General features: G+C 39.6%; 13 protein-coding genes. 10 read left to right on the top strand and 3 right to left on the bottom strand.

From position 1 onward, the window contains the following. The first annotated feature begins 129 nt into the window (after positions 1–129). The 9 genes from AB5217_RS03045 (at position 130) to AB5217_RS03005 (ending at position 13,908) form a co-directional block, all read left to right on the top strand. Positions 130–3,720, top strand: coding sequence for a SusC/RagA family TonB-linked outer membrane protein (locus AB5217_RS03045; protein ID WP_032845591.1), 3,591 nt, complete (start codon positions 130–132; stop codon positions 3,718–3,720). Positions 3,721–3,743: 23 nt separating this feature from the next. Beyond that, a complete protein-coding gene (locus tag AB5217_RS03040) occupies positions 3,744–5,312 on the top strand; it encodes a RagB/SusD family nutrient uptake outer membrane protein (RefSeq protein ID WP_004312250.1) in 1,569 nt (522 codons plus the stop codon). Between the two features lie 21 nt (positions 5,313–5,333). After that, on the top strand, positions 5,334–6,230 hold the full coding sequence (locus AB5217_RS03035) for a putative zinc-binding metallopeptidase (protein WP_004322942.1): 897 nt from the start codon (positions 5,334–5,336) through the stop codon (positions 6,228–6,230). 12 nt (positions 6,231–6,242) lie between these two features. After that, positions 6,243–7,559: a DUF4302 domain-containing protein gene (locus AB5217_RS03030; RefSeq protein ID WP_004322940.1), complete on the top strand. Its 1,317-nt coding sequence runs from the start codon at positions 6,243–6,245 to the stop codon at positions 7,557–7,559. A gap of 7 nt (positions 7,560–7,566) precedes the next feature. Next, on the top strand, positions 7,567–8,607 hold the full coding sequence (locus tag AB5217_RS03025) for a BACON domain-containing protein (protein ID WP_004322939.1): 1,041 nt from the start codon (positions 7,567–7,569) through the stop codon (positions 8,605–8,607). 3 nt (positions 8,608–8,610) lie between these two features. Beyond that, on the top strand, positions 8,611–9,744 hold the full coding sequence (locus AB5217_RS03020) for a fibrobacter succinogenes major paralogous domain-containing protein (RefSeq protein ID WP_004298550.1): 1,134 nt from the start codon (positions 8,611–8,613) through the stop codon (positions 9,742–9,744). Positions 9,745–9,780: 36 nt separating this feature from the next. Beyond that, positions 9,781–10,929: an FISUMP domain-containing protein gene (locus AB5217_RS03015; RefSeq protein WP_032845590.1), complete on the top strand. Its 1,149-nt coding sequence runs from the start codon at positions 9,781–9,783 to the stop codon at positions 10,927–10,929. A 240-nt stretch (positions 10,930–11,169) separates the two neighbouring features. Continuing rightward, entirely contained in the window at positions 11,170–13,326 is a 2,157-nt protein-coding gene (gene rnr / locus AB5217_RS03010) for a ribonuclease R (protein ID WP_004298552.1), read from the top strand. Positions 13,327–13,428: 102 nt separating this feature from the next. Continuing rightward, entirely contained in the window at positions 13,429–13,908 is a 480-nt protein-coding gene (locus tag AB5217_RS03005; RefSeq protein ID WP_032845589.1) for a pyridoxamine 5'-phosphate oxidase family protein, read from the top strand. A 152-nt stretch (positions 13,909–14,060) separates the two neighbouring features. Here the strand turns inward: AB5217_RS03005 and AB5217_RS03000 are convergent, their stop codons facing one another. Then, positions 14,061–14,675, bottom strand: a complete 615-nt coding sequence (locus AB5217_RS03000; protein WP_032845588.1) for a hypothetical protein — start codon at positions 14,673–14,675, stop codon at positions 14,061–14,063. Positions 14,676–14,680: 5 nt separating this feature from the next. Continuing rightward, positions 14,681–17,650, bottom strand: coding sequence for a class I SAM-dependent DNA methyltransferase (locus tag AB5217_RS02995; RefSeq protein WP_032845586.1), 2,970 nt, complete (start codon positions 17,648–17,650; stop codon positions 14,681–14,683). Positions 17,651–18,137: 487 nt separating this feature from the next. On the opposite strand from AB5217_RS02995, the gene AB5217_RS02990 reads away from it, so the two are divergent. Beyond that, the gene (locus tag AB5217_RS02990; protein WP_032845584.1) at positions 18,138–19,346 is read left to right on the top strand and encodes an ATP-binding protein; all 1,209 of its coding nucleotides are present in this window, start codon (positions 18,138–18,140) and stop codon (positions 19,344–19,346) included. Positions 19,347–19,583: 237 nt separating this feature from the next. Here AB5217_RS02990 and bglX read toward each other — a convergent pair whose 3' ends face one another. Beyond that, on the bottom strand, positions 19,584–21,866 hold the full coding sequence (gene bglX / locus AB5217_RS02985) for a beta-glucosidase BglX (RefSeq protein ID WP_070782690.1): 2,283 nt from the start codon (positions 21,864–21,866) through the stop codon (positions 19,584–19,586). Between the last annotated feature and the right edge of the window lie 30 nt (positions 21,867–21,896).

Here is a 21,896-nt window from a genome sequence, read left to right as displayed (position 1 = left end):
AATCTATGCAAAATACAACAAAATATCACTTTTATTAAAAAATAAATCGCAAAAGGGGTATCCATTTTTTCTTCTCATACGCACTAGTTATATAAACATGTTCAAAATAGTGTTATTAAAGACAAACGTATGAGAAATAATTGGAACCTACTTATTGTGTGTTTTCTATGCGTATTATGTTTCCGGCCCTACCAAGTAAATGCTCAGGTGCAATCGCAAAAGAAAATCACGATTGAAATTAGCAACGAACGGTTGCCGTCCGTACTAAAACGTTTAGAAAAACTATCCGGATATAAGATCCTGTTTACGTATGACGATGTCAAGAAATTCACCGTTTCTGGCTCCGTCAAGGATAAGAGTATAGAGCAGACTCTCGATATAATCTTAGCCAATAAGCCACTGGAATATCATATTGAAGACCAATTTATCACAATTACTATCAAAGGTCCTTCCAAACAGGCGAAAGTATTCAATGTGAAAGGAGTGGTTATTTCCGGTGATGACGGACAGCCGCTCATTGGTGCAACCGTTGTCATCAAAGGAAGTAAGTCCGGTGTATTAACAGATATAGATGGAAAATTCTCGATAGAAAATGTATCCAATAAATCCCTGTTACAATTTTCCTATATAGGAATGAAACCGCAAGACCTGACTCCTGCTCCAAATATGAATGTTACATTAATGCCTGATGTACAAACATTATCTGAAGTAGTAGTAACAGGTATGCAGAAAATGGACAAACGTCTGTTTACAGGAGCAACTAAACAATTGTCCGCAGATGAGGTCAAACTAGATGGTTTGCCTGATATCAGCCGGGGACTTGAAGGACGTGCCGCAGGCGTATCTGTACAAAATGTTTCCGGTACATTTGGTACTGCCCCAAAAATCCGGGTACGTGGCGCTACATCTATTTTCGGTAGTTCAAAGCCACTATGGGTGGTAGATGGAGTCATCATGGAAGATGCTATCGACGTAGGTCCGGATGACTTATCCTCAGGAGATGCCGAAACATTGATTAGTTCAGCTATTGCCGGATTGAATTCAGATGATATTGAAAGCTTTCAAATATTGAAAGACGGATCAGCAACCTCTATCTACGGTGCGCGAGCCATGGCAGGGGTTATTGTAGTAACCACCAAAAAGGGAAAAGCCGGTGTCAGCAAAATCAGCTATACCGGTGAATTTACAACTCGTATGATTCCCAGTTATAAAGAATTCAATATCATGAATTCACAGGAACAAATGGGAATCTATAAAGAAATGGAACAAAAAGGATGGCTCAACAATAGCGATACTTACCGTGCAAAAGATAGCGGAGTGTATGGACGTATGTATCAGTTAATCAATCAATACAATCCGGTTACAGGACAATTCGGACTTGCCAACACTCCGGAAGCGCGTAACGCTTACTTGCGTGAAGCGGAAATGAGAAATACCGACTGGTTTGATACTTTATTTTCCAACAATATCACACAAAATCATTCTGTCAGTATCACTTCCGGAACAGAAAAATCTTCATTCTATGCTTCATTAAGTGCCATGTCAGACCCGGGGTGGTACAAGCAAAGTGAAGTAAAACGTTATACAGCTAATTTAAATACAACATATAATATATATAAGAATTTATCTATAAATTTAATATCCAGTGCTTCCTACCGTAAGCAGAAAGCGCCCGGAACACTAAGTTCTGAAGTGAATGCAGCTAGTGGAGAAGTCACCCGTCAATTTGACATCAATCCATATTCGTATGCACTAAACACATCACGCGCATTGGATCCGGCAGTCAACTATACAGCTAACTACGCACCATTCAATATCCTCCATGAATTGGATAACAATTATATGGACTTAAACGTAGTTGACGTTAAATTCCAAGGAGAAGTAAAATGGAAAGCACTTCCAGAATTAGAGCTTAGCGCATTAGGAGCAGTCAGATATCAAGCTTCTTCGCAAGAACATAATATTAAAGACCACTCGAATCAGGCAACAGCATATCGCACAGGAATGGATGACGCCACTATTCGTGACAACAATAATTTACTCTACACCAACCCCGACAATCCTTATGCTTTACCCATCAGCATACTGCCGGAAGGCGGTATTTACCAGCGTAAGGACTATCGCATGCTGGGAGTAGACTTTCGTGCCACAGCATCCTGGAATCATTTATTTGCAGAAAAGCATATAACCAATCTTTTCGCTGGTATGGAGGTGAATGATTTAAAACGCATGCAGAATTATTTTCAAGGATGGGGAATGCAATATACAATGGGCGAAATTCCATCGTACGTATATGAATTTTTCAAGAAAGGTATTGAGTCCGGTGAAAATTATTATGGATTAAACCATACCACAACAAGGAGTGTAGCAGGTTTTGCCAATGCAACCTATTCGTATGATGGCCGTTATACAGTAAACGGAACATTCCGCTATGAAGGCACCAACCGCATGGGAAAAAGCCGTTCTTCCCGCTGGTTACCTACATGGAATATTTCAGGAGCATGGAATGTACATGAAGAAAATTTCTTCGAAACACTCAGCTCCGTGCTGTCACATTTGACATTCAAAGCATCCTACTCTTTAACAGCCGACAGAGGTCCGGAATATGTAACAAATTCACATGCCATAATCACCAGCTATTCACCATTCCGCCCTTTCACCAGCGGACAGGAAACCGGACTTTATGTATCCGACCCCGAAAATAGCGAATTGACTTACGAAAAGAAGCATGAATTAAACATCGGTGCTGATATGGGATTCTTAGACAACCGGATCAATTTCTCAATCGACTGGTATAAACGCAACAACTATGACCTGATTGGTATAACTCCGACACAAGGAGTAGGTGGTTCTATTTATAAATATGCCAATATAGCCTCCATGAAGTCACATGGTATTGAATTCACCATCTCAAGCAAGAATATCCAATCGAAAGACTTCTCATGGAATACAGATTTCATCTTTTCCAAAGCAAAAAATGAAGTGACCGAGCTTAACGCCCGTTCCAGCGTGATGGATCTGGTTTCAGGCTATGGTTTTGCGCGTCAGGGCTACCCGGTGCGTGGTTTGTTCTCTATCCCATTTGTCGGCCTAAGTTCAAATGGTATCCCAATGTATAATATCAATGGAAAAATAACCAATACTGATATTGATTTCCAAACACGTGACAATATAGACTATCTAAAATATGAAGGTCCCACTGATCCTACTATAACAGGTAGCTTTGGTAATATCTTCACCTATAAAGCATTCAAGCTAAATGTATTTATCACCTATTCATTTGGTAATGTAGTACGTTTAAATCCGTGCTTCAATTATCAATACAGTGACTTATCCTCTATGCCCCGTGAATTCAAAAATCGCTGGACAGTTCCGGGTGATGAGAAACATACCAATATCCCTGCCATCATTTCCAAACGTCAATATGAAGATAATAAAGATTTGATGTATGCATATAATGCCTATAATTACTCTACAGAACGAATTGCCAAAGGAGACTTTATTCGTATGAAAGAAATTTCCTTGTCCTATGATTTTCCAAAATCATGGATTACATCAGCAAAGATATCCAATTTATCTTTGAAACTTCAGGCTACCAATTTATTCCTAATCTACGCAGATAAGAAGCTAAACGGACAGGACCCGGAATTCTTCAATACCGGTGGAGTTGCCTCCCCTGTACCCCGTCAGTTCACATTAACTCTTAGATTAGGATTTTAACCATTCAGATAATTATAAAAATGATGAAATATAAAAACGTATTATATACAGCAGTCATTTCAACCTTATGCCTGGGAATAACCTCCTGTAGCGATTTTTTGGATGAAATGCCGGACAACCGAACTGAACTAACTACCGAAGAGAGCATTACCAAAGTATTGGTATCTGCATACCCAATGACCACCAACTGTCATATAGGCGAATTCTACAGTGACAACATTGATGAAAATAGTAAAGCATACAGCTATCTTTTCCGGTTAAACGAGCACTTGTATCGCTGGCAGCAAACCACTGAAGAGAATCAAGACTCACCTCATGCCTTATGGAATGATTGTTATAACTCGATTGCATCGGCCAACCAAGCCCTGGCAGCCATCGAGCAAATGGGAAACCCTCAATCATTGTCAGCACAAAGAGGTGAAGCTCTAATATGTCGCGCATATAATCATTTCGTACTAGCTACCACATTCTGCAAAGCGTATGGTACAAATGCAGATAAAGACCTAGGTATACCTTACATAAAGGAACCGGAAACATCTGTAAATCCACAATACTCACGCGGAACTGTTGCTGAAGTCTATCAAAATATCGCAGCCGATTTAGAAGAAGGATTGCCTCTAATCGACGACAATATTTACTCACGAGTGAAATATCATTTTAATAAAAAGGCTGCCTATGCATTTGCTGCCCGCTTTTATCTATATTACACACAGCCGGATTTTTCTAACTGCCAGAAGGTTATCAATTATGCCAATATAGTACTCGGCACGAATGCTTCCCAATATTTACGTGACTGGGCTGCATTAGGAGCTTTATCTCCCAACAAGAACATACAGCCGAACGCTTATGTAGATGCAGATAATCGGGCAAATCTACTGGTAATATCAGCAGCTTCATATTGGCCATTGGTTTCCGATCCGGGTTATGCCAACTGTGAAAGATACTGCATGAATAATATTACTGCCTCGGAAAGTTGTAAATCCGAAGGTCCATGGGGAGACCAGTCAAGCTACCACCAAATCCCATTTGCGCCTGGTGGCTCTATCAAGAACGGATTCCGCCGTTTAGTCATCTATCAGCAGTTCACATCGGGCAACAGCTGGGTCGGTTATATGCTGTATCCTGCTTTCACTACCGATGAAGCATTACTTTGCCGGGCTGAAGCTTACACATTACTAAAACGTTACGACGAAGCTGCAGCCGATATAGACGCCTGGCAGAAAGCCTTTACGAAAAATACACAAACCTTGTCCAAAGAGACAATCAATGATTTTTATGCTCAATTAAAATATTACACACCGGAAGCCCCGACAGTAAAAAAGGAATTGCATCCGGATTTTATAATAGAAAAAGGAATGCAAGAGAATCTGATACACTGTATTCTACATGCGAGACGCCTGTTAACTTTAGAAGAGGGACTTAGATGGCAAGATATAAAGCGCTATGGCATTGTAATCTACCGCCGCTATTATGAAGGTTATACCTTGGTGAATATCACCGACAAGATGGACACGAATGACCCCAGACGTGCAATTCAGCTACCGGCCAGTGTCATTACGGCAGGTATGCAACCAAATCCAAGAAATGACTAACTAACTTAAGGAGGGAAAAATATGAAGAAATACATCATATATAGTTTAATCATAACATTAACCTGCGGACTGGGAGCTTGCAACAACGACGAGGGCGTGGACAAAGCAAACAGCATCTTCTCTACAGAAGAAGTAGAACGCAGCCCATTCGACAACTGGATATTGGGTAATTACACCCATCCGTACAACATTGCATTGAAATATCGCATGGAAGATAACGAGAGCGATATGACACATGTATTAGCTCCTGCCGACTATAAAAAATCCGTAGTACTGGCTAAAATTATCAAACATGTATGGCTGGAAGCATACGATGAAGCGACCGGTAATCCGGACTTCTTACGTCAATACATCCCCAAGACCATTCACTTTATCGGCTCTCCTGCCTATGAAGACAATGGCACCATGGTATTGGGAACGGCAGAAGGTGGTATGAAAATTACATTATACAATGTAAATGACATCAATCCTGATAAAATAGATATCAATCTGCTAAACGAATACTATTTCCAGACAATGCATCATGAGTTCGCCCACATCCTGCATCAAACCAAAAACTATGATCCGGCATTTGATCGTATCACAGAAAATGCCTATATCGGCAGCGACTGGTATATGGTGGGAGCTAACCGCAATGCATGGCAACAAGGATTTGTCACTTCCTACGCAATGAGTGAATCACGTGAAGATTTTGTGGAAAACATCGCAGTGTATGTCACAAATACCAAAGACTACTGGAATAACATGCTGCAGAATGCCGGTGAAAACGGCCGTGCACTCATAAAGCAAAAATTCGAAATAGTCTATAGTTACATGGAACAAACCTGGGGAATCAATCTGGACGAATTACGCGACATCGTTCTACGCCGCCAAGATGATATAGCAAACGGCAATGTAGACTTAAGTATTATTGAATAAACTATGAAAATTATGAAGAAATATCTATCAATATACACACTTCTGGCATTGATTTGCATTGTATTACAATCTTGTCTTTTCTCTGAAGAAGAAATATTCGACGAATCATCCGCCAACAGAGCTACAGCCGATGTAATAAAATGTCAGGAGATTCTTAAAGATGTTCCGAACGGATGGAAACTGGAATATTACATAGGAAGCAACTATTCTGCAGGTGCAGTCACCCTACTAATGAAATTTGATGGAAAACAGGTAGAAATGGCGTCGGAAGCAGGAGCAGAAGGTTACAAGCCGGGTACCATAATAACCTCCCTGTATCAAGTTAAATCGGAACAAAGCACTATGCTCACTTTCGACTCATACAACCAGCTGATCCACATGTTTTCAGGTCCTTTAGGCCTGAACATGAACGTGGGAGGAGATTATGAGTTTATTATCATGAGCGCAACTCCCGACAAGGTTATTCTACAAGGAAAAAAATATAAAAATATAATGGAAATGACGCCTATGCCCAAAGATATACCATGGCGTATCCAGCTTGAGGATATCATTAACATCGAGAAAGATGCTTTTCTGAATACATATCGCATGGAGAAAGGGGGCCAAGTACTGAACTACTTTATACGTGACAATGGCACAATGTCTACATTCTCCGTTTACAGTACCGATTATAGCAGTGCAGAAAGTTTACCATATATTTATACAGAAAAAGGGCTGAAGTTACAGTCTCCATATAATGTCAACGGAGTTGAAGTCCAGCACTTCAAATGGGATAAAAAGTTCAGGCTATTTGTTTGTACCGATGCAGATGCAACGGATATTGTATTAAAAGAGTATTATCCCGAAAACTATCTGCAATATGAAGACTATATCGGTACCTACACTGCAACGGTTGACGATTACGATGAAGGTCCAACTTCACAATCTGTAACCATCACTCCTAAAGTCAGAGGAGAAAGTTATACTCTGAAAAGTATTGGCGGATTCAACTTCACTCTTCTGTATGACAAAGCCAGCGGAAAACTGATCTTAGATTCACAAAGTATAAGTCCGGTTTCTTCATCGTCTTACTACTTTGCGTGTGCGGCAGGTGTAGAAGGATATGCTCACACAGAATTAAGTTTGCCTTCACGCTTACGCAGCGGATTAGTAAATGTTACGGTGAAAATCAATCCTTTCACTTTCTACTTCGCGGATAAAGCAAGCCAAGAAAATACGTCATTGATAATCTGGGCTTATTCATCCGATGAATATTCAACTTCAGGACTAATGGGTTACTGGAGTTGGTATAACTCAATCTTAATGGAAAAAGAAAACGAAGGTAATTAATACAATTATGAGAAAGCTTTTTAATATATTCTTATTTGTACTTTGCACCATAGCAATAGCGGGATGCAATGATACGGAAAGCAGCGAATCCAGGTTAGAGATCAAAGCTGTAAATACTAATTTCCAAGCGACTGGAGGAAAAGGCTACATACAACTTCAGGCAACAGGCAATATAACAGCAGATGTTAATGCCGACTGGTGTGTGCTGAAAGAAGTAAACCCCAATGAAGTAGTATTCGAAGTAAAAGAAAACACCGGATACTCTGGTAGAAATGCTTTATTGACAATCAGTAACGGAGTAGAAAAAAAGGCGTTCAATATCAATCAATCCGGAGCTGTTTTCATCTTCGGTAAAGACGAGTGGATGCTCCGCACCGACAATAAAGCAGCTACGCTACCTATAAAATTACAAAGTTCTTTCGATTATACAATAGACATACCCGCAGAAGCTCAAGAATGGTTGTCATTTGAACAGAATGCGAAGGGAATAAATTTCAAGGTAAAAGAAAATACCTCCGGAAAAATGAGAGGAGCTATTGTCAATGTGGCAGCAAAAGACAGATCGGCTTCTTATCAGGTAATACAATATGATGTTGACGAACTTACCGGAACATGGCAAGGCATGTTTTCAGACGGGCAAATGAATTACGGCTTGAAAGATGTCATCATTGAAAAACAGGAAGACGGAACATACCTGCTTTCAAACATTCTAACCGGATTGCCTTACAAACTGAAAGCAAAAGCCATAGACAATTGCCTGGCTTTTGGGGCCGGTCAAAACCTAGGAGTCTTCGAGGACAATTTATATCTCTCATTCGAAATTCTTAGCTCTGACCTATATTATGTAAAAGATCCTTCTGTAACAATCTCATTAGGCCCCGTAATGTTAACAGACGGAACATTCGTTTTCGCTTTTTCCGGAATAAAAGAGAGTGATCCTTTCGGTTTTGTTTTCCGGGTATATGAAGATGCAAAACTACAGAAGGTTATAGACAATCTGTCCATTTTTATTAATTGTATTCTATTTAAAGAAGACATAATCCAATAACATATGAAAAAGATACTATTAACTAGCTTTATCGTGGCATTAGGATTACTTGGTGCAAGCTGTAAAGATGACAACAGCACCGCAGGCGGAGGAGGAGAAATACTTCCAGACCAACAGGTAAGCTGTGAGATATTTATGCCGACTAACGGAGAAACCGTTATAATATCAGACAAACTGATTATCAGAGGAGAAGGAACGACTAACTATGGTAAAATTATCTCCGCTGAACTTAAAGTAGGAGGAGAAGTTATTACCGACATAAGTTCGGTTCCATTCTATTATGAATATACTTTCCCCAAGGAAGCTGAACCAGGAGAGTTGAAAATTGAATTAGCAGTCAAAGGAGATCATGAAGGCAGTGCTTTGGCAACTATTACTGTCACAACAGAACTCGGTGACAGGCCTGCACCACCTCAATATGGAGAAGACCTCACAGATACACGTGATGGAAATGTATACAAGACGATACAACTTGCAGAACAAATCTGGATGGCAGAGAATTTACGTTATTTACCGGAACAGAATTTTGATATATCTTCAACAGCGCCCAAATATTATGTTATGTTCGACAGTGATATCAAAACAGACTTGGGAAAAGCTTATTTAAAAGCTTATGGAGCCTACTATAACTTACCTGCAGCACTTCAAGGTGAAACAGCATTAGGAGAAGATGAAACACGGAATATAAAAGGTGTTTGTCCTGACGGATGGCATATTCCTTCACAAAAAGAATGGCAGACATTATCTAAATATGTTTTAGACTCCGGCATGGCCGCTATCATGAATGATGGTCAGGTAGACGAAACAGCAATAGCAAAAGCTTTAGCTTCAACAACAATGTGGATGCTGCCGGAATATACAGAAATAGAACCTCAACCAACTTGGGTTGGCGTAGAAATGGAAAAGAATAATGCAACCTTATTCAACGGTCTACCCATCGGATTCCGTGCATGTGCAGGTGACGAAGACTGGATGCATTCCTGCTACAGTGCCGGCTGGTGGAGTTCGACAGCTGGAGTACAAATGGGACCTGAATTCGGTATCACCGTACGTTTATGGTCAGACCTCCACACATTTGTAACCAATGCAGAATTCAATCCGGGAGTAGGTCTTCCTGTCCGTTGCATCAAAGATTAACGATTATATTATTACTCACTAAATATAAATACATTTATGAAAAAATTTGGATTCTTTTTATTCGCAGTCTTAGGACTAATTGCTTGTGGTGACGACAACAATGATCCCGCTCCAGAACAACATGTAACATGTGCCATATCTTCTCCTACCGAAGGGGCAATGATAGACATAGCTGAAAAGATGACAATCAAAGGAGAAGCAACTGTTGACATTGGTCAAATATCGAATGTTACTCTTAAAATCGGAGACAAACAAATTTCAGAAGTAACTTCTGTTCCATTTAGTTATGAATACACATTCGAAGCCAGTCAAGCCGTAGGAGCACTAAAAATTGAACTGACCGTCAAAGGCAATCAAGGTGCCATGGCGACAAGTGAAGTAAATGTCACACTAAAAAAGACCGAACCAACCCCAGAACCGGAAGAAGGAAAGATGATTGACCCACGGGATAATCATGAATACAAAATTGTTACAATTGGTGAACAAATATGGATGGCAGAGAACTTGGCTTATTTACCATCAGTTAGCAAACCGGAAGATGCCGCTACCAGTGATGGAGATCCGCTCTATTTTGTTTTCAACTATGATGGCAAAGATGTAAATGCAGCTAAAGCTACGAAAGAATACAAGACATACGGAGTCTTGTATAATTGGTATGCCGCTATGAACCAAAAGAACGCAACCGGTGGAAATGCGGATGCCATACCAAGTGGCATTCAAGGAATCTGTCCTAACGGATGGCATCTACCCAGCAAAGCAGAGTGGAAAAAACTAGAAAGTTTTGTTGCAGATGAATTAGCACCAGTTGAAGGTAATGTATGGACAGATGATGAAGGAAATAAATACTCCGATAAAGACTGTAAAAACGTCTGGTCAGCATTGACAGGAAAACTGGATGCTGACGGTTGGGGAGAATCCGGCATGATAGATGAAAATCCTGATCTCGCTAAAGGTCCACGTGACACCTATGGCTTTAATGTTATACCTGCCGGACAATGTTATCAGAGCGGAAGTTTTGAAACGCCTAAGTCACAGAGTAGAACAGACTTTTGGAGCACAGACCAAGCTACTTATGGAGCAGGAACTGTATATTTCAGTAATATGAGTTATGGGTTAGGTTATTCTTCTGATAAAGGAGGAATACAAGTAAAACGTGGCCTTTCAGTACGTTGCGTAAAAGATTAACTATATTGTAGATAAACATTTATCAATTAGTTCATTACAGAATTAATAAATTCTCTCTTAAAGATAAGGGAAGTATGTCGGGAGATATGCCTCCCTTTTAATATATCTTTTTACACCTAGTTATCAACTCACTCAAACATATAATTAGTCGATATCCAATATCACGAAATAAAACAAATTCTGAATGTTCTTCCATTTTATTATATATCTTTGTAACTAGATATTTTAAAAGACTACATTATGGCAAAAAAGAAAGAAAAGAAAGAGAAAAAGGCCGGCAAGAGAATGAGTAAGAAAGAGCTGGCAGCGTTATTAATAGACTTTTTCCATGCCAAATCCAGCGAGACCTTAAGTATGAAATATATTTTTTCAGAACTGCGTCTCACTACCCATCCGCAAAAAATGTTATGCGTCGATATATTACATGACCTTTTAGCTGACGATTATATTTCTGAAATAGAAAAAGGAAAATTCCGTCTCACCAATCATGGAACAGAGATGGTAGGCACTTTCCAACGGAAAAGCAATGGCAAGAATTCCTTTATTCCTGAAGGAGGAGGCGAGCCGATATTTGTAGCCGAACGCAATTCGGCACATGCCATGAACAATGACAAAGTAAAGATCACCTTCTATGCCAAACGGAAAAACAGAGAGGCAGAAGGAGAAGTGATAGAAATACTGGAGCGTGCAAACGATACTTTCGTCGGCACACTGGAAGTAGCTAAGTCATACGCATTTCTGGTGACAGAGAATCGTACATTAGCCAATGATATCTTCATCCCGAAAGATAAGCTGAAAGGCGGAAAGACCGGAGATAAAGCCATTGTGAAAGTAACCGAATGGCCGGACAAAGCAAAGAATCCTATCGGACAAGTAATAGATATATTAGGTCAGGCTGGCGACAATACCACAGAGATGCACGCAATTCTTGCGGAGTTCGGTCTGCCGTATGTATATCCGAAAGCAGTAGAGACAGCAGCGGATAAGATTCCTGCCGAAATTTCAGCAGAAGAGATTGCCAAACGCGAAGATTTTCGTAAAGTAACAACTTTCACCATCGACCCGAAAGACGCCAAAGATTTTGACGACGCACTTTCCATCCGCAAGCTAAAGGACGGATTGTGGGAAGTAGGTGTACACATTGCCGACGTGACACATTACGTAAAAGAAGGCAGCATCATCGACAAGGAAGCAGAAAAGCGGGCAACTTCCGTTTATCTGGTAGACCGTACCATCCCGATGCTTCCCGAACGGCTGTGTAACTTCATTTGTTCACTCCGCCCGAACGAAGAAAAACTAGCTTTCTCCGTTATCTTCGATATTACGGAAAAAGGAGAAGTCAGAGACTCACGTATCGTACATACGGTTATCAACTCCGACCGTCGCTTCACCTACGAGGAGGCACAACAAATCATAGAAACAAAAGAAGGAGACTTCAAAGAAGAAGTACTCACATTAGATACGATTGCCAAAGCACTGCGCGAAAAACGCTTCTCTGCAGGAGCCATCAACTTCGACCGCTACGAAGTGAAGTTCGAAATTGACGAAAAAGGAAAACCAATCAGCGTTTACTTCAAAGAGTCAAAAGATGCCAATAAACTGGTGGAAGAATTCATGTTGCTCGCTAACAAGACCGTAGCAGAAAAGATAGGATGTGTGCCGAAGAACAAGAAAGCCAAAGTGCTTCCTTACCGTATCCACGACCTGCCCGATCCGGAGAAGTTGGAGAACTTGTCACAGTTCATCGCCCGCTTCGGCTACAAAGTGCGTACAAGCGGAACGAAGACTGATATTTCAAAATCCATCAACCATTTATTGGACGACATACACGGAAAGAAAGAAGAGAACCTGATAGAAACCGTATCCATCCGCGCCATGCAGAAAGCACGTTACTCAACCCATAACATCGGTCACTACGGACTAGCTTTCGAATATTACACTCACTTTACTTCTCCCATCCGCCGTTTCCCGGACATGATGGTACACCGTTTGGTGACGAAGTATATGGACGGAGGACGTAGCGTATCCGAAGCCAAGTACGAAGACCTCTGCGACCACAGCTCGAACATGGAACAAATTGCAGCCAATGCCGAGCGTGCTTCCATCAAATATAAACAGGTGGAATTTATGAGCGAACGTCTGGGGCAGATTTACGACGGTGTAATCTCCGGCGTAACCGAGTGGGGACTTTATGTAGAACTGAACGAAAACAAATGTGAAGGTCTGGTCCCTGTTCGTGATCTGGATGATGACTACTACGAATTCGACGAGAAGAACTATTGTCTTCGTGGACGCCGCAAAAACAAAATATACAGTTTGGGAGACGCTATTACTGTTCGGGTAGCTCGTGCCAATCTGGAAAAGAAACAATTGGATTTTGAATTAATAGAAAAGTAATATTCACCACAGAGGACACGGAGTACGCAGAGGAAAATTAATTTGAAGACTCTGTGTCCTCTGCGTCCTCTGTGGTAAAACCATGAAAACTACAACATCACCATGAAAACCCTTATTATCGAAGACAAACAACAAATCGAGTCTATTATCCTCCATTGCGATGCCTGTTTTGTAGGCATTACTGATTTGGAAGGTAATCCCTACGTAGTTCCGATGAACTTCGGTTATGAGAATGGCATCATATATCTTCATTCGGGTCCTGAAGGCAGCAAGTTGGAGATGCTGGAACATAATAATAATGTATGCATCACTTTCAGCGTTGGACATAAACTTGTCTACCAACACGAAAAGGTAGCCTGCAGTTACAGTATGCGTTCGGAAAGCGCGATGTGTCGGGGGCAAGTAGAATTCATCGAAGAGATAAACGAAAAACGCCGTGCATTGGATATTATCATGCGTCATTACACGGATAGTGAGTTCAACTATTCCGATCCTGCCGTGCGCAATGTAAAAGTATGGAAAGTAGCTGTCAGACAGACGACAGGAAAAGTCTTCGGTTTGCGAGCCAACGAAAAGCCATAAACCGGTTTCCGGCTTTCTGCCTATTCGCTTTCTTCCTCCTGTTGCCTGCTTTTTCTATTTTCGCACAATCAGAAAAGCAGGTAAACAGTAAATGTAACAAACTACAGCCTCTTCGGAGAAGATATCATTGTAGACGGAGCCAGACGCATGATTTACCTGGTCAAGCTCAAATCAATCCAAAAGTGATACATTGTAAAAACTCCTTCATGATTTACATAAGTATGTACAGATGTATATTCATTCGTATTATCTGTTAAAATCAATGGGGAATCCTGTGGAAATTCTTTCGTTATCTTATTATTAACAATCTGAAGCCACTCCTTGACAGACTTATTTTCAATATATGCAAGCATTCCGTTGTTTCGCAAATTCTTATTGCCATGTATCCCTAGTTTATAGCGTTCAATGCCACCTGAAGGATTGTTCGTTGAACTTTTACCAACCACATATTCTTCTTCACTTTCCGTTTTATACTTCGGCAATCTTTTAGCCTCTGCAAAGAATATACGTGTATAACTGTCGTCATTCAGATAGAAATAGATATCTTCCTTCCCTCTGCCGTCTTCGCGTTCGTGTTCCTTCTGAGCCCCAATCAAAGTTTCACACATAGTAACGCCAATCATATTGAACGTGTCTACTAATGATTGAGTATTCAACACTTCACGCTTATTCCTGCACAACTTATTCCGTTTCTGGATACCCAGCCGGATGATATAAAGAATCTCTTGTATATATTTATTTGAATAATCTATATGGTCAAAATGCATAGCTTTTAATATCCGTTTTTAAACATGTCGCTTTTAACATTTTCCGCATCCCGGTAAGCAATGGTACGCATCCAATATTTAAGTTTATTCGGTTTGATAAAATTTATTTGATTGTCTATTTTATAGTATGTGATAATTCTATTTATTGTTAATGCATTATTGGAAATATTATCATACAAGATTTCCGACAATATAGTTTCATTACGTCCTGTAACATCATTTTCTACAGTCACAGCAGACTGGTTTGTATGTTCAAAAGTAACCCAAACATAATCGTCAGTAATAATTTGACGAACAGATTTAAATCCGTATCCCTCTTTTCCGTATGTACGATTAAGAATATCACAAAACACATCACAGTATTTGTCCAATAGTCCGGCATCAATTCCTTTAAATATAACCGGATCGGAATTATTCAGATTATTAGCCAAAAGCATAGTGTCTTCTATTATCATGCAATCCAAACGATCCATCCGTCCAAAGGAAACAGGATAACCTTTTTCATCCGTATTTATCGGTAACCTTAAGATATCCTGCGCATCAACGGTATATGCATCACTCTGTTGCACAAATGCTTTCGCCGACATAACCTTTATTAAAAAAGCATATAACCATCTGTTTTCCTTAAATACAGACACAAATTTCTTCATTAATTCTTCACTTTCATCTTTCAAACCTAATATTCCTTTTGGAAATAGTATATTCTGCTCATTATAAATAATAGGCAGATTAAGATTTAAGTTCAAACGCAGTAGAACATTTGGAGGGGTACTTATATATTCGGGAATCCTCACCCAATCTTTTTTTGATATGATTTTAGTCATCCCATCTGTATAAATATCACAGTTAAAGAGTTTAGAATCCATCACTCTCCTCCCATTCAAGTCAACAACTCTTTTGCCTTCTTCCCTTAATTTTATATCATCAATAGTCGATTTATCCCTTTGATAACCGCCCCCGTTTCCTTTTCCCTTAAAAATTTGTGCTATTTTAGGATATTGAATCTCATATTTCTCCATCAGTTGTTTTAAATATCCTCCACCGAGCAAGTTTGTTTTCCAAGTATAATCTTTGGAAAATGCCACATCAACAGGAACGCGATACCTATCATATTGATCAATCTGAAAACGAATAGCTCCTTTCTCGTTGGCGGATGAGTTACGGATGACAATATGCTCGATGACAGAGTTACGGACGAAACATCCATTAGATATCTTAACAGCAATGGTTGCTATATTTATGTTCCCCCATAAACGGTCCATTAAAGGAGTAAAATCATATATTTTTTCAATATTCCAATAATGGATCAGACTTTTTCTATATCGGATAGAAGAAGGCATATATAAGAAAGTGGATGAGGGCATGATCATAAATACCACGCCTTCATTCTCAAGTAAAAGATTATTCAAACACCGATATAAAAATATCAGAGCCGGATTCTTGTTGGGAAATGGGCATAGCTTTCCAACGTAGTCATTATATTTTTCTGAAAAGAATTCATCATCTATTCCAGCCTCTATGTTCTTTAATTGCTCTTTTTTCGAAATATTAAAAGGGGGATTCCCTGCTATAATATCAAATCGCAAAGACGTTCTTTTATACCATTTGAAGAAACCTTGATTAACAAGATTACCATGCTCCACTAAATTATCAAAAGTCAGTTTCTCCCAAATTTCTTTTGGACGGATATGGCTCGACAGTTCTATTTGCAAAGAAGTAGCAGTTATAGACAGTGCATCTTTGTTTATATCAACGCCATAAATACATTTGGACAATATTTTTTTTATTTCCTTTATATCTTCCTCCCCTTCTATAATCTGCTTATTATTGTTCAGCATCCATAAGGTTATTAATCTTTTGTATGCCAAAACCAAAAAAATACCCGAGCCACACGAAGGATCCAGAATTTTGAAATTCTCGAAATCAATTTCTTTATTAAAAGGAAGTAATTCATCAATTAGCAATCGTGCCAAATGAGGAGGAGTATAAAACGCTCCGGTACTCTTCTGCTTTCCGTCAACAGATGTGACAAAACGTTCGTATAACCGACTAATAAACTCAATAGGTAATAAATTGAAGTCATAGTAGCGCCAAATAGATATCTGTCCATCAAAATCCTTGTTTCCATCAAGAGCATCGGCTATAATATGAAAATCGATTGCCTTAATTTCCATTTCCTCCTTTGGAGATATTTTGAATATTCCTCCATTGAACTTGACATTAAGAGCTGATAGAAGCCCAACAATATCATTCCCCCTAAGCACATCACAGAATGTATATTCTTTATCAAAAAGAGTAGTATTGCTTTCTTTGTCAACTATGAATTTTTTGAAGAATCCGGAATCAAAAACACTGTTACCATTATGATCTACCTGTTCTTCCAGATATTTTATCAGGATGAATTTAACAAGAAGTTTCTTCAGAAGCTCCAACTCACAACCGATCTGCTTATTTTTGTTTAATACATATTTCTCTATATGATCTAAAAGTTTCTGATAAGGAGATACACTAATATAGTCTGCAGGAGATTCCTCTAATATACGACCTTCAAAAATTCGTTTTTTGAGGCATGAGTCGATTTCCCGAATTACTGATATTCCGTCCAAGAAAGAAGGTTCCGGTTTCTTTTTGACGCTTTTTATTGGATTTCTTGTATCTAATATTTTGAAACCATCTTCATATATAATAACTGCTAATGCGATTTCCCCTAGAGTCCACAATTGCTTGTTTATCTCTACCAAATTAATAGTATCTTTATTATTGCACTCGTGCCTATCGTATATATAGATATATGGAACAGGTCGATTTTCTATCAAATTATTGAAACAATAAAAATAATCAGCATTGACTCTATTTGCTTGCATTCTGTAGTATTCCAGCAGCTTGTCCGCATAAGAATCTTTGACTGAATACAGATTATGTTTATATCCAGCCAAGTCTAATGCTTGCAATACTGATTCTTTCCTTGTACTCATACTCAAAAATAACACAGATCTTTTTCGTTGGCAAAGATAACTTTTTTTTCGAGAACCTGTTTGTCATCTGAATGATTTTGATATGATGAATTACCCAATCATCGCATTTTTGACTAACAACCATCGGAAATTAGTCTATAAATCACCGTCGCTCTCGCCCAAATAGGAATTAAGTTTAGACTCAAAATCGTACTGTTAGTATCTGTCGAAGGTATCGTTGCGACTCCCAAGCATTTTGCCGTGTATAGTATTCCGGTTGGTGGACGTGACGGAGATACAATAAATAAATCCAGGATAATCGCTAAAAGCAATGTGAGGCAGCCTCTTACTATTTAAGCTACCTCACATTCTTTTTTATTTCTCTTTCATCAATTAGGATAGAGCTATAAGTTATACTTAATAAAACAAATAAAACCGGCATCTTTATAAGTTATGCTTAATAAAATTGCTATATTTGTTTTACATATCAACTATAACTTATAAAAAGATGAAACTTATCAATAGGCCTATTTATACAGAGCGTATTCGTCCGTTCATAGGAAAGGGAATCATTAAAGTACTTACAGGGCAACGAAGAGTAGGGAAAAGCTGTATCCTTATGCAGTTAATGGAAGATATAAAAAGAGACGATTCAGAAGCCAATATTATCTATATCAACATGGAGCATGAAGAATTTCGAATGATTCATGACGACTCCGATTTGTTTCAGTATCTTAAAGGAACAATGCCCCCGGATAAAAACAATTATTTGTTTATTGACGAAATACAGGATATCCAGGGATTCGAAAATGTTCTCCGCAGTCTACAATCTAAAGATAGTTGCGATATCTTCATAACAGGAAGTAATGCCAAGATGTTATCCGGAGAATTAGCAACCTATTTATCTGGACGCTACATCGAATTCCATATTCATAGTCTCGGTTATACCGAATTTCTTGAATTTCACCAACTGGATGACAATAATCAAAGCCTGATGCTTTATCTAACATACGGGGGACTTCCTTACCTTTCCCGACTCCAACTGACTGATGAATTAGCATTTGAGTATTTAAGGAATATATATGCCACTATCCTATTAAAAGACGTAGTGAAGAGAGAAGGTATACGCAATGTCGATTTTCTTGAGACATTAGCTCACTACACCGCAGATAATATTGGCAGCCTCTTTTCCGCCAATAATATTAGTAAATATTTGAAATCCCAACGTATCGATATATCTACAACCCAAGTTATTAACTACCTGAAAGCACTTTGCAACGCCTATTTAATAAACAAAATAGGACGTATTGATATTAAAGGGCTAAAGAAATTCGAGGTCGGAGATAAATATTTCTTTGAAGATTTGGGACTAAGAAACTGTCATATAGGGTTCAATCTCCAACGGGATATACACAAATTACTAGAGAATGCTGTGTATCTACATCTTAGTTTACTGCAATATGAGATTTATATCGGACAGAACGAACAACAAGAAATAGATTTCATTGGGATAAAGCAGGGAAAAAAGGTATATGTACAGGTTACTTATTTAGTCATCGACGAGAAAACCCGGGAACGCGAATTTGGCAATTTAATGAACATTCAGGATAATTACCCTAAATATGTCGTCAGTCTTGATGAGTTCAATAAAGGAAGTAATGTGGAAGGTATTCATCATTTGCATCTTGCGGATTTTCTAAAAATGAAGCAATTATAAGATCCTACTGTCAATAGGAGGAAGAAAGCGACTTCTACTTTCGACTGGATTAATTGGCTATCAGATCTAACAATGTTGTAATAAAAGCACTTGGTATTCCAGAACTTCAGACTATTTATATACTGTAGGGACAATGTCAGTTGCCCCTACAGTAAACTAATAATCCAACAAGCTTTTTACACTCTCTCTAAAAACTAAGAACAAATAAAAAAGACACAGTTATTTTATACATACCTATTACAAACTGAATTTCTTTGTTTGTACATCGCGGCTATTTCCACCAACCATCACTTCAAATTCTCCCGGTTCACATACCCAATTCAGCGCACTGTTATAGAATTTCAGTTGTTCTGCTGTGATATCGAAAGAGACAGTGCGGCTTTCCCCTTTCTTCAAATGGATACGTTCGAAGCCTTTCAATTCTTTCACCGGACGTGCTACACTCCCTACCATATCACGGATATACATTTGTACGATTTCGTCAGCATCATAGTTGCCCGTATTGGTGACAGTGACAGAGGCGGTTATCTTCCCCTTTTCATTCATTGAGTTATTGCTAAGTTGAAGATCACCGTAACGGAATGTGGTGTATGACAATCCATATCCAAATGGATAAAGAGGATCATTGTCTATATCAAGATAGTTGCTACGGAATTTACTGAACCACTTTCCTGCCTCTAAAGGACGACCTGTATTCAAATGGTTGTAATACAAAGGAATTTGTCCTACGTTCTTCGGGAAGGTCGTAGTCAGTTTTCCACTCGGAGAAACATCTCCGAATACTACATCACAAATCGCGTCGGCTGCTTCACTGCCTCCGAACCATACATTCAGTATAGCCGGGAAATTTTCCTGTTCCCAAGTCATCACAGTGCTGCGACCTGCAAAATAGACCAGTACAATCGGTTTGCCTGTCTTTTTCAATGCTGTCAGAAGATCACGCTGCGCATCCGGCATTTCAAGATTAGTACGGCTGCTGGATTCACCACTCATTTCAGACGATTCACCAACTGCCGCCACAATCACATCTGCTTGGGAAGCGACATTCAAAGCCTCATCAAGCAACTCCTGCGCACTACGCGAATCACGCATTTCACGACCGAACATTGTAGCTTCCGCCTCTCTTTGAGCATCATACATCAGATTTGAACCTTTGGCATAAAGCACTTCCGCTTTACCTGCCAATGATTGCTTCATGCTTTCATACAGGGAATTGTATTTGTCAGAAGCAGCTGCCACACTCCATGTACCCGGCATATTGGCCTTTGTATTGGCTAGCGGGCCAACAAGAGCTATTTTGCCTTTACGCTGTAATGGAAGCAGGTTGTTTTCATTCTTCAAAAGCACAAATGTTTCAGTAGCTATTTTACGGGCTACGGCACGGTTTTCTGCCGTAAAGATGTCTTTCTTCACACGGCTTGCATCACAATATTTATAAGGATCATCAAACAATCCGAGCTTGTATTTCGCTTCAAGAATACGACGGCAGGCTTTGTCTATTTCAGCCATTGTCACTTTCCCTTCTTTGAGAGATTTCTCCAAAGTAGTAAGGAAACCGTCTGCAACCATATCCATATCGGTTCCGGCACTAAGTGACATGGCAGATACCTGTTGAAGATCTCCCATTCCGTGAGCAATCATCTCGGAAATAGCTGTGTAGTCTGTCACAACAAAACCATCAAATCCCCAACGGTCACGCAAGACATCGGTCATCAGCCATTTGTTGCCGGTAGCAGGAATACCGTCAACCACATTGAAAGAAGTCATCACACTACCCACACCAGCATCAATAGCTGCTTTATAAGGAGGGAAATAATTGTTGAACATACTTAGGTGACTCATGTCTACTGTGTTATAATCACGGCCGGCTTCGGGTGCACCATACAGGGCAAAGTGTTTCACACAAGCCATAATGGTGTTCTTATCTGTCAGATCATCACCTTGATAACCTTTTACCATGGCTGCCGAAATCTCCGAACCTAAATAAGGATCTTCGCCTCCGCCTTCAGCCATACGTCCCCAGCGGGGATCGCGACAAATATCGACCATAGGACTGAAAGTCCAGCAAATACCATCGGCACTGGATTCTTTTGCCGCTATACGGGCGGATTCTTTGATAGCCTCCATATCCCAACTACAGGAAAGTGCCAAAGGAATAGGAAAAACAGTCTCATATCCGTGGATGACATCCATACCAAACAACAAAGGAATTTTCAAACGGCTCTGCTCTACGGCAATCTTTTGGACTTCCCGAATATTCTCCACTCCTTTTACATTGAAAAGACCACCGACCTGACCTTTCCTTATCTTCCCGGCCACATCACTGCTCTTAGCTTGTCCGGTGACAATCTCACCCGACACAGGAAGATTGAGCTGACCGATCTTTTCCTGCAAAGTCATCTTCCCCATCAGGTTGTCAATAAACTGATCCATTTTACCTTTATCGGCTTGCGGTGTAGCCATAGCAGTGACAGCAGACGCCGTAATCACTGCAGTTAGCAAAAATCTACCTATTCTCATATTCTGTTTTGTATTTATATTATTCTTTCT

Origin of the sequence: Bacteroides sp. MSSM.1001136sp1_RTP21357st2_D2_RTP21359_211015 (genome assembly GCF_040913205.1) — a bacterium.
In the GTDB taxonomy this organism is placed as follows: Bacteria; Bacteroidota; Bacteroidia; order Bacteroidales; family Bacteroidaceae; genus Bacteroides; species Bacteroides ovatus.
This window is presented reverse-complemented; position numbering and strand designations above follow the sequence as displayed.

What these genes read in the sequence shown, in the direction of transcription:
- AB5217_RS03005 (WP_032845589.1), top strand. Translation starts at nt 13,429, where the DNA reads ATGAAAACCCTTATTATCGAAGACAAACAACAAATCGAGTCTATTATC.
- AB5217_RS03030 (WP_004322940.1), top strand. Translation starts at nt 6,243, where the DNA reads ATGAAGAAATATCTATCAATATACACACTTCTGGCATTGATTTGCATT.
- AB5217_RS02990 (WP_032845584.1), top strand. Translation starts at nt 18,138, where the DNA reads ATGAAACTTATCAATAGGCCTATTTATACAGAGCGTATTCGTCCGTTC.
- rnr (WP_004298552.1), top strand. Translation starts at nt 11,170, where the DNA reads ATGGCAAAAAAGAAAGAAAAGAAAGAGAAAAAGGCCGGCAAGAGAATG.
- AB5217_RS02995 (WP_032845586.1), bottom strand. Translation starts at nt 17,650, where the DNA reads ATGAGTACAAGGAAAGAATCAGTATTGCAAGCATTAGACTTGGCTGGA.
- AB5217_RS03000 (WP_032845588.1), bottom strand. Translation starts at nt 14,675, where the DNA reads ATGCATTTTGACCATATAGATTATTCAAATAAATATATACAAGAGATT.
- AB5217_RS03045 (WP_032845591.1), top strand. Translation starts at nt 130, where the DNA reads ATGAGAAATAATTGGAACCTACTTATTGTGTGTTTTCTATGCGTATTA.
- AB5217_RS03025 (WP_004322939.1), top strand. Translation starts at nt 7,567, where the DNA reads ATGAGAAAGCTTTTTAATATATTCTTATTTGTACTTTGCACCATAGCA.
- AB5217_RS03015 (WP_032845590.1), top strand. Translation starts at nt 9,781, where the DNA reads ATGAAAAAATTTGGATTCTTTTTATTCGCAGTCTTAGGACTAATTGCT.
- bglX (WP_070782690.1), bottom strand. Translation starts at nt 21,866, where the DNA reads ATGAGAATAGGTAGATTTTTGCTAACTGCAGTGATTACGGCGTCTGCT.
- AB5217_RS03040 (WP_004312250.1), top strand. Translation starts at nt 3,744, where the DNA reads ATGAAATATAAAAACGTATTATATACAGCAGTCATTTCAACCTTATGC.
- AB5217_RS03035 (WP_004322942.1), top strand. Translation starts at nt 5,334, where the DNA reads ATGAAGAAATACATCATATATAGTTTAATCATAACATTAACCTGCGGA.
- AB5217_RS03020 (WP_004298550.1), top strand. Translation starts at nt 8,611, where the DNA reads ATGAAAAAGATACTATTAACTAGCTTTATCGTGGCATTAGGATTACTT.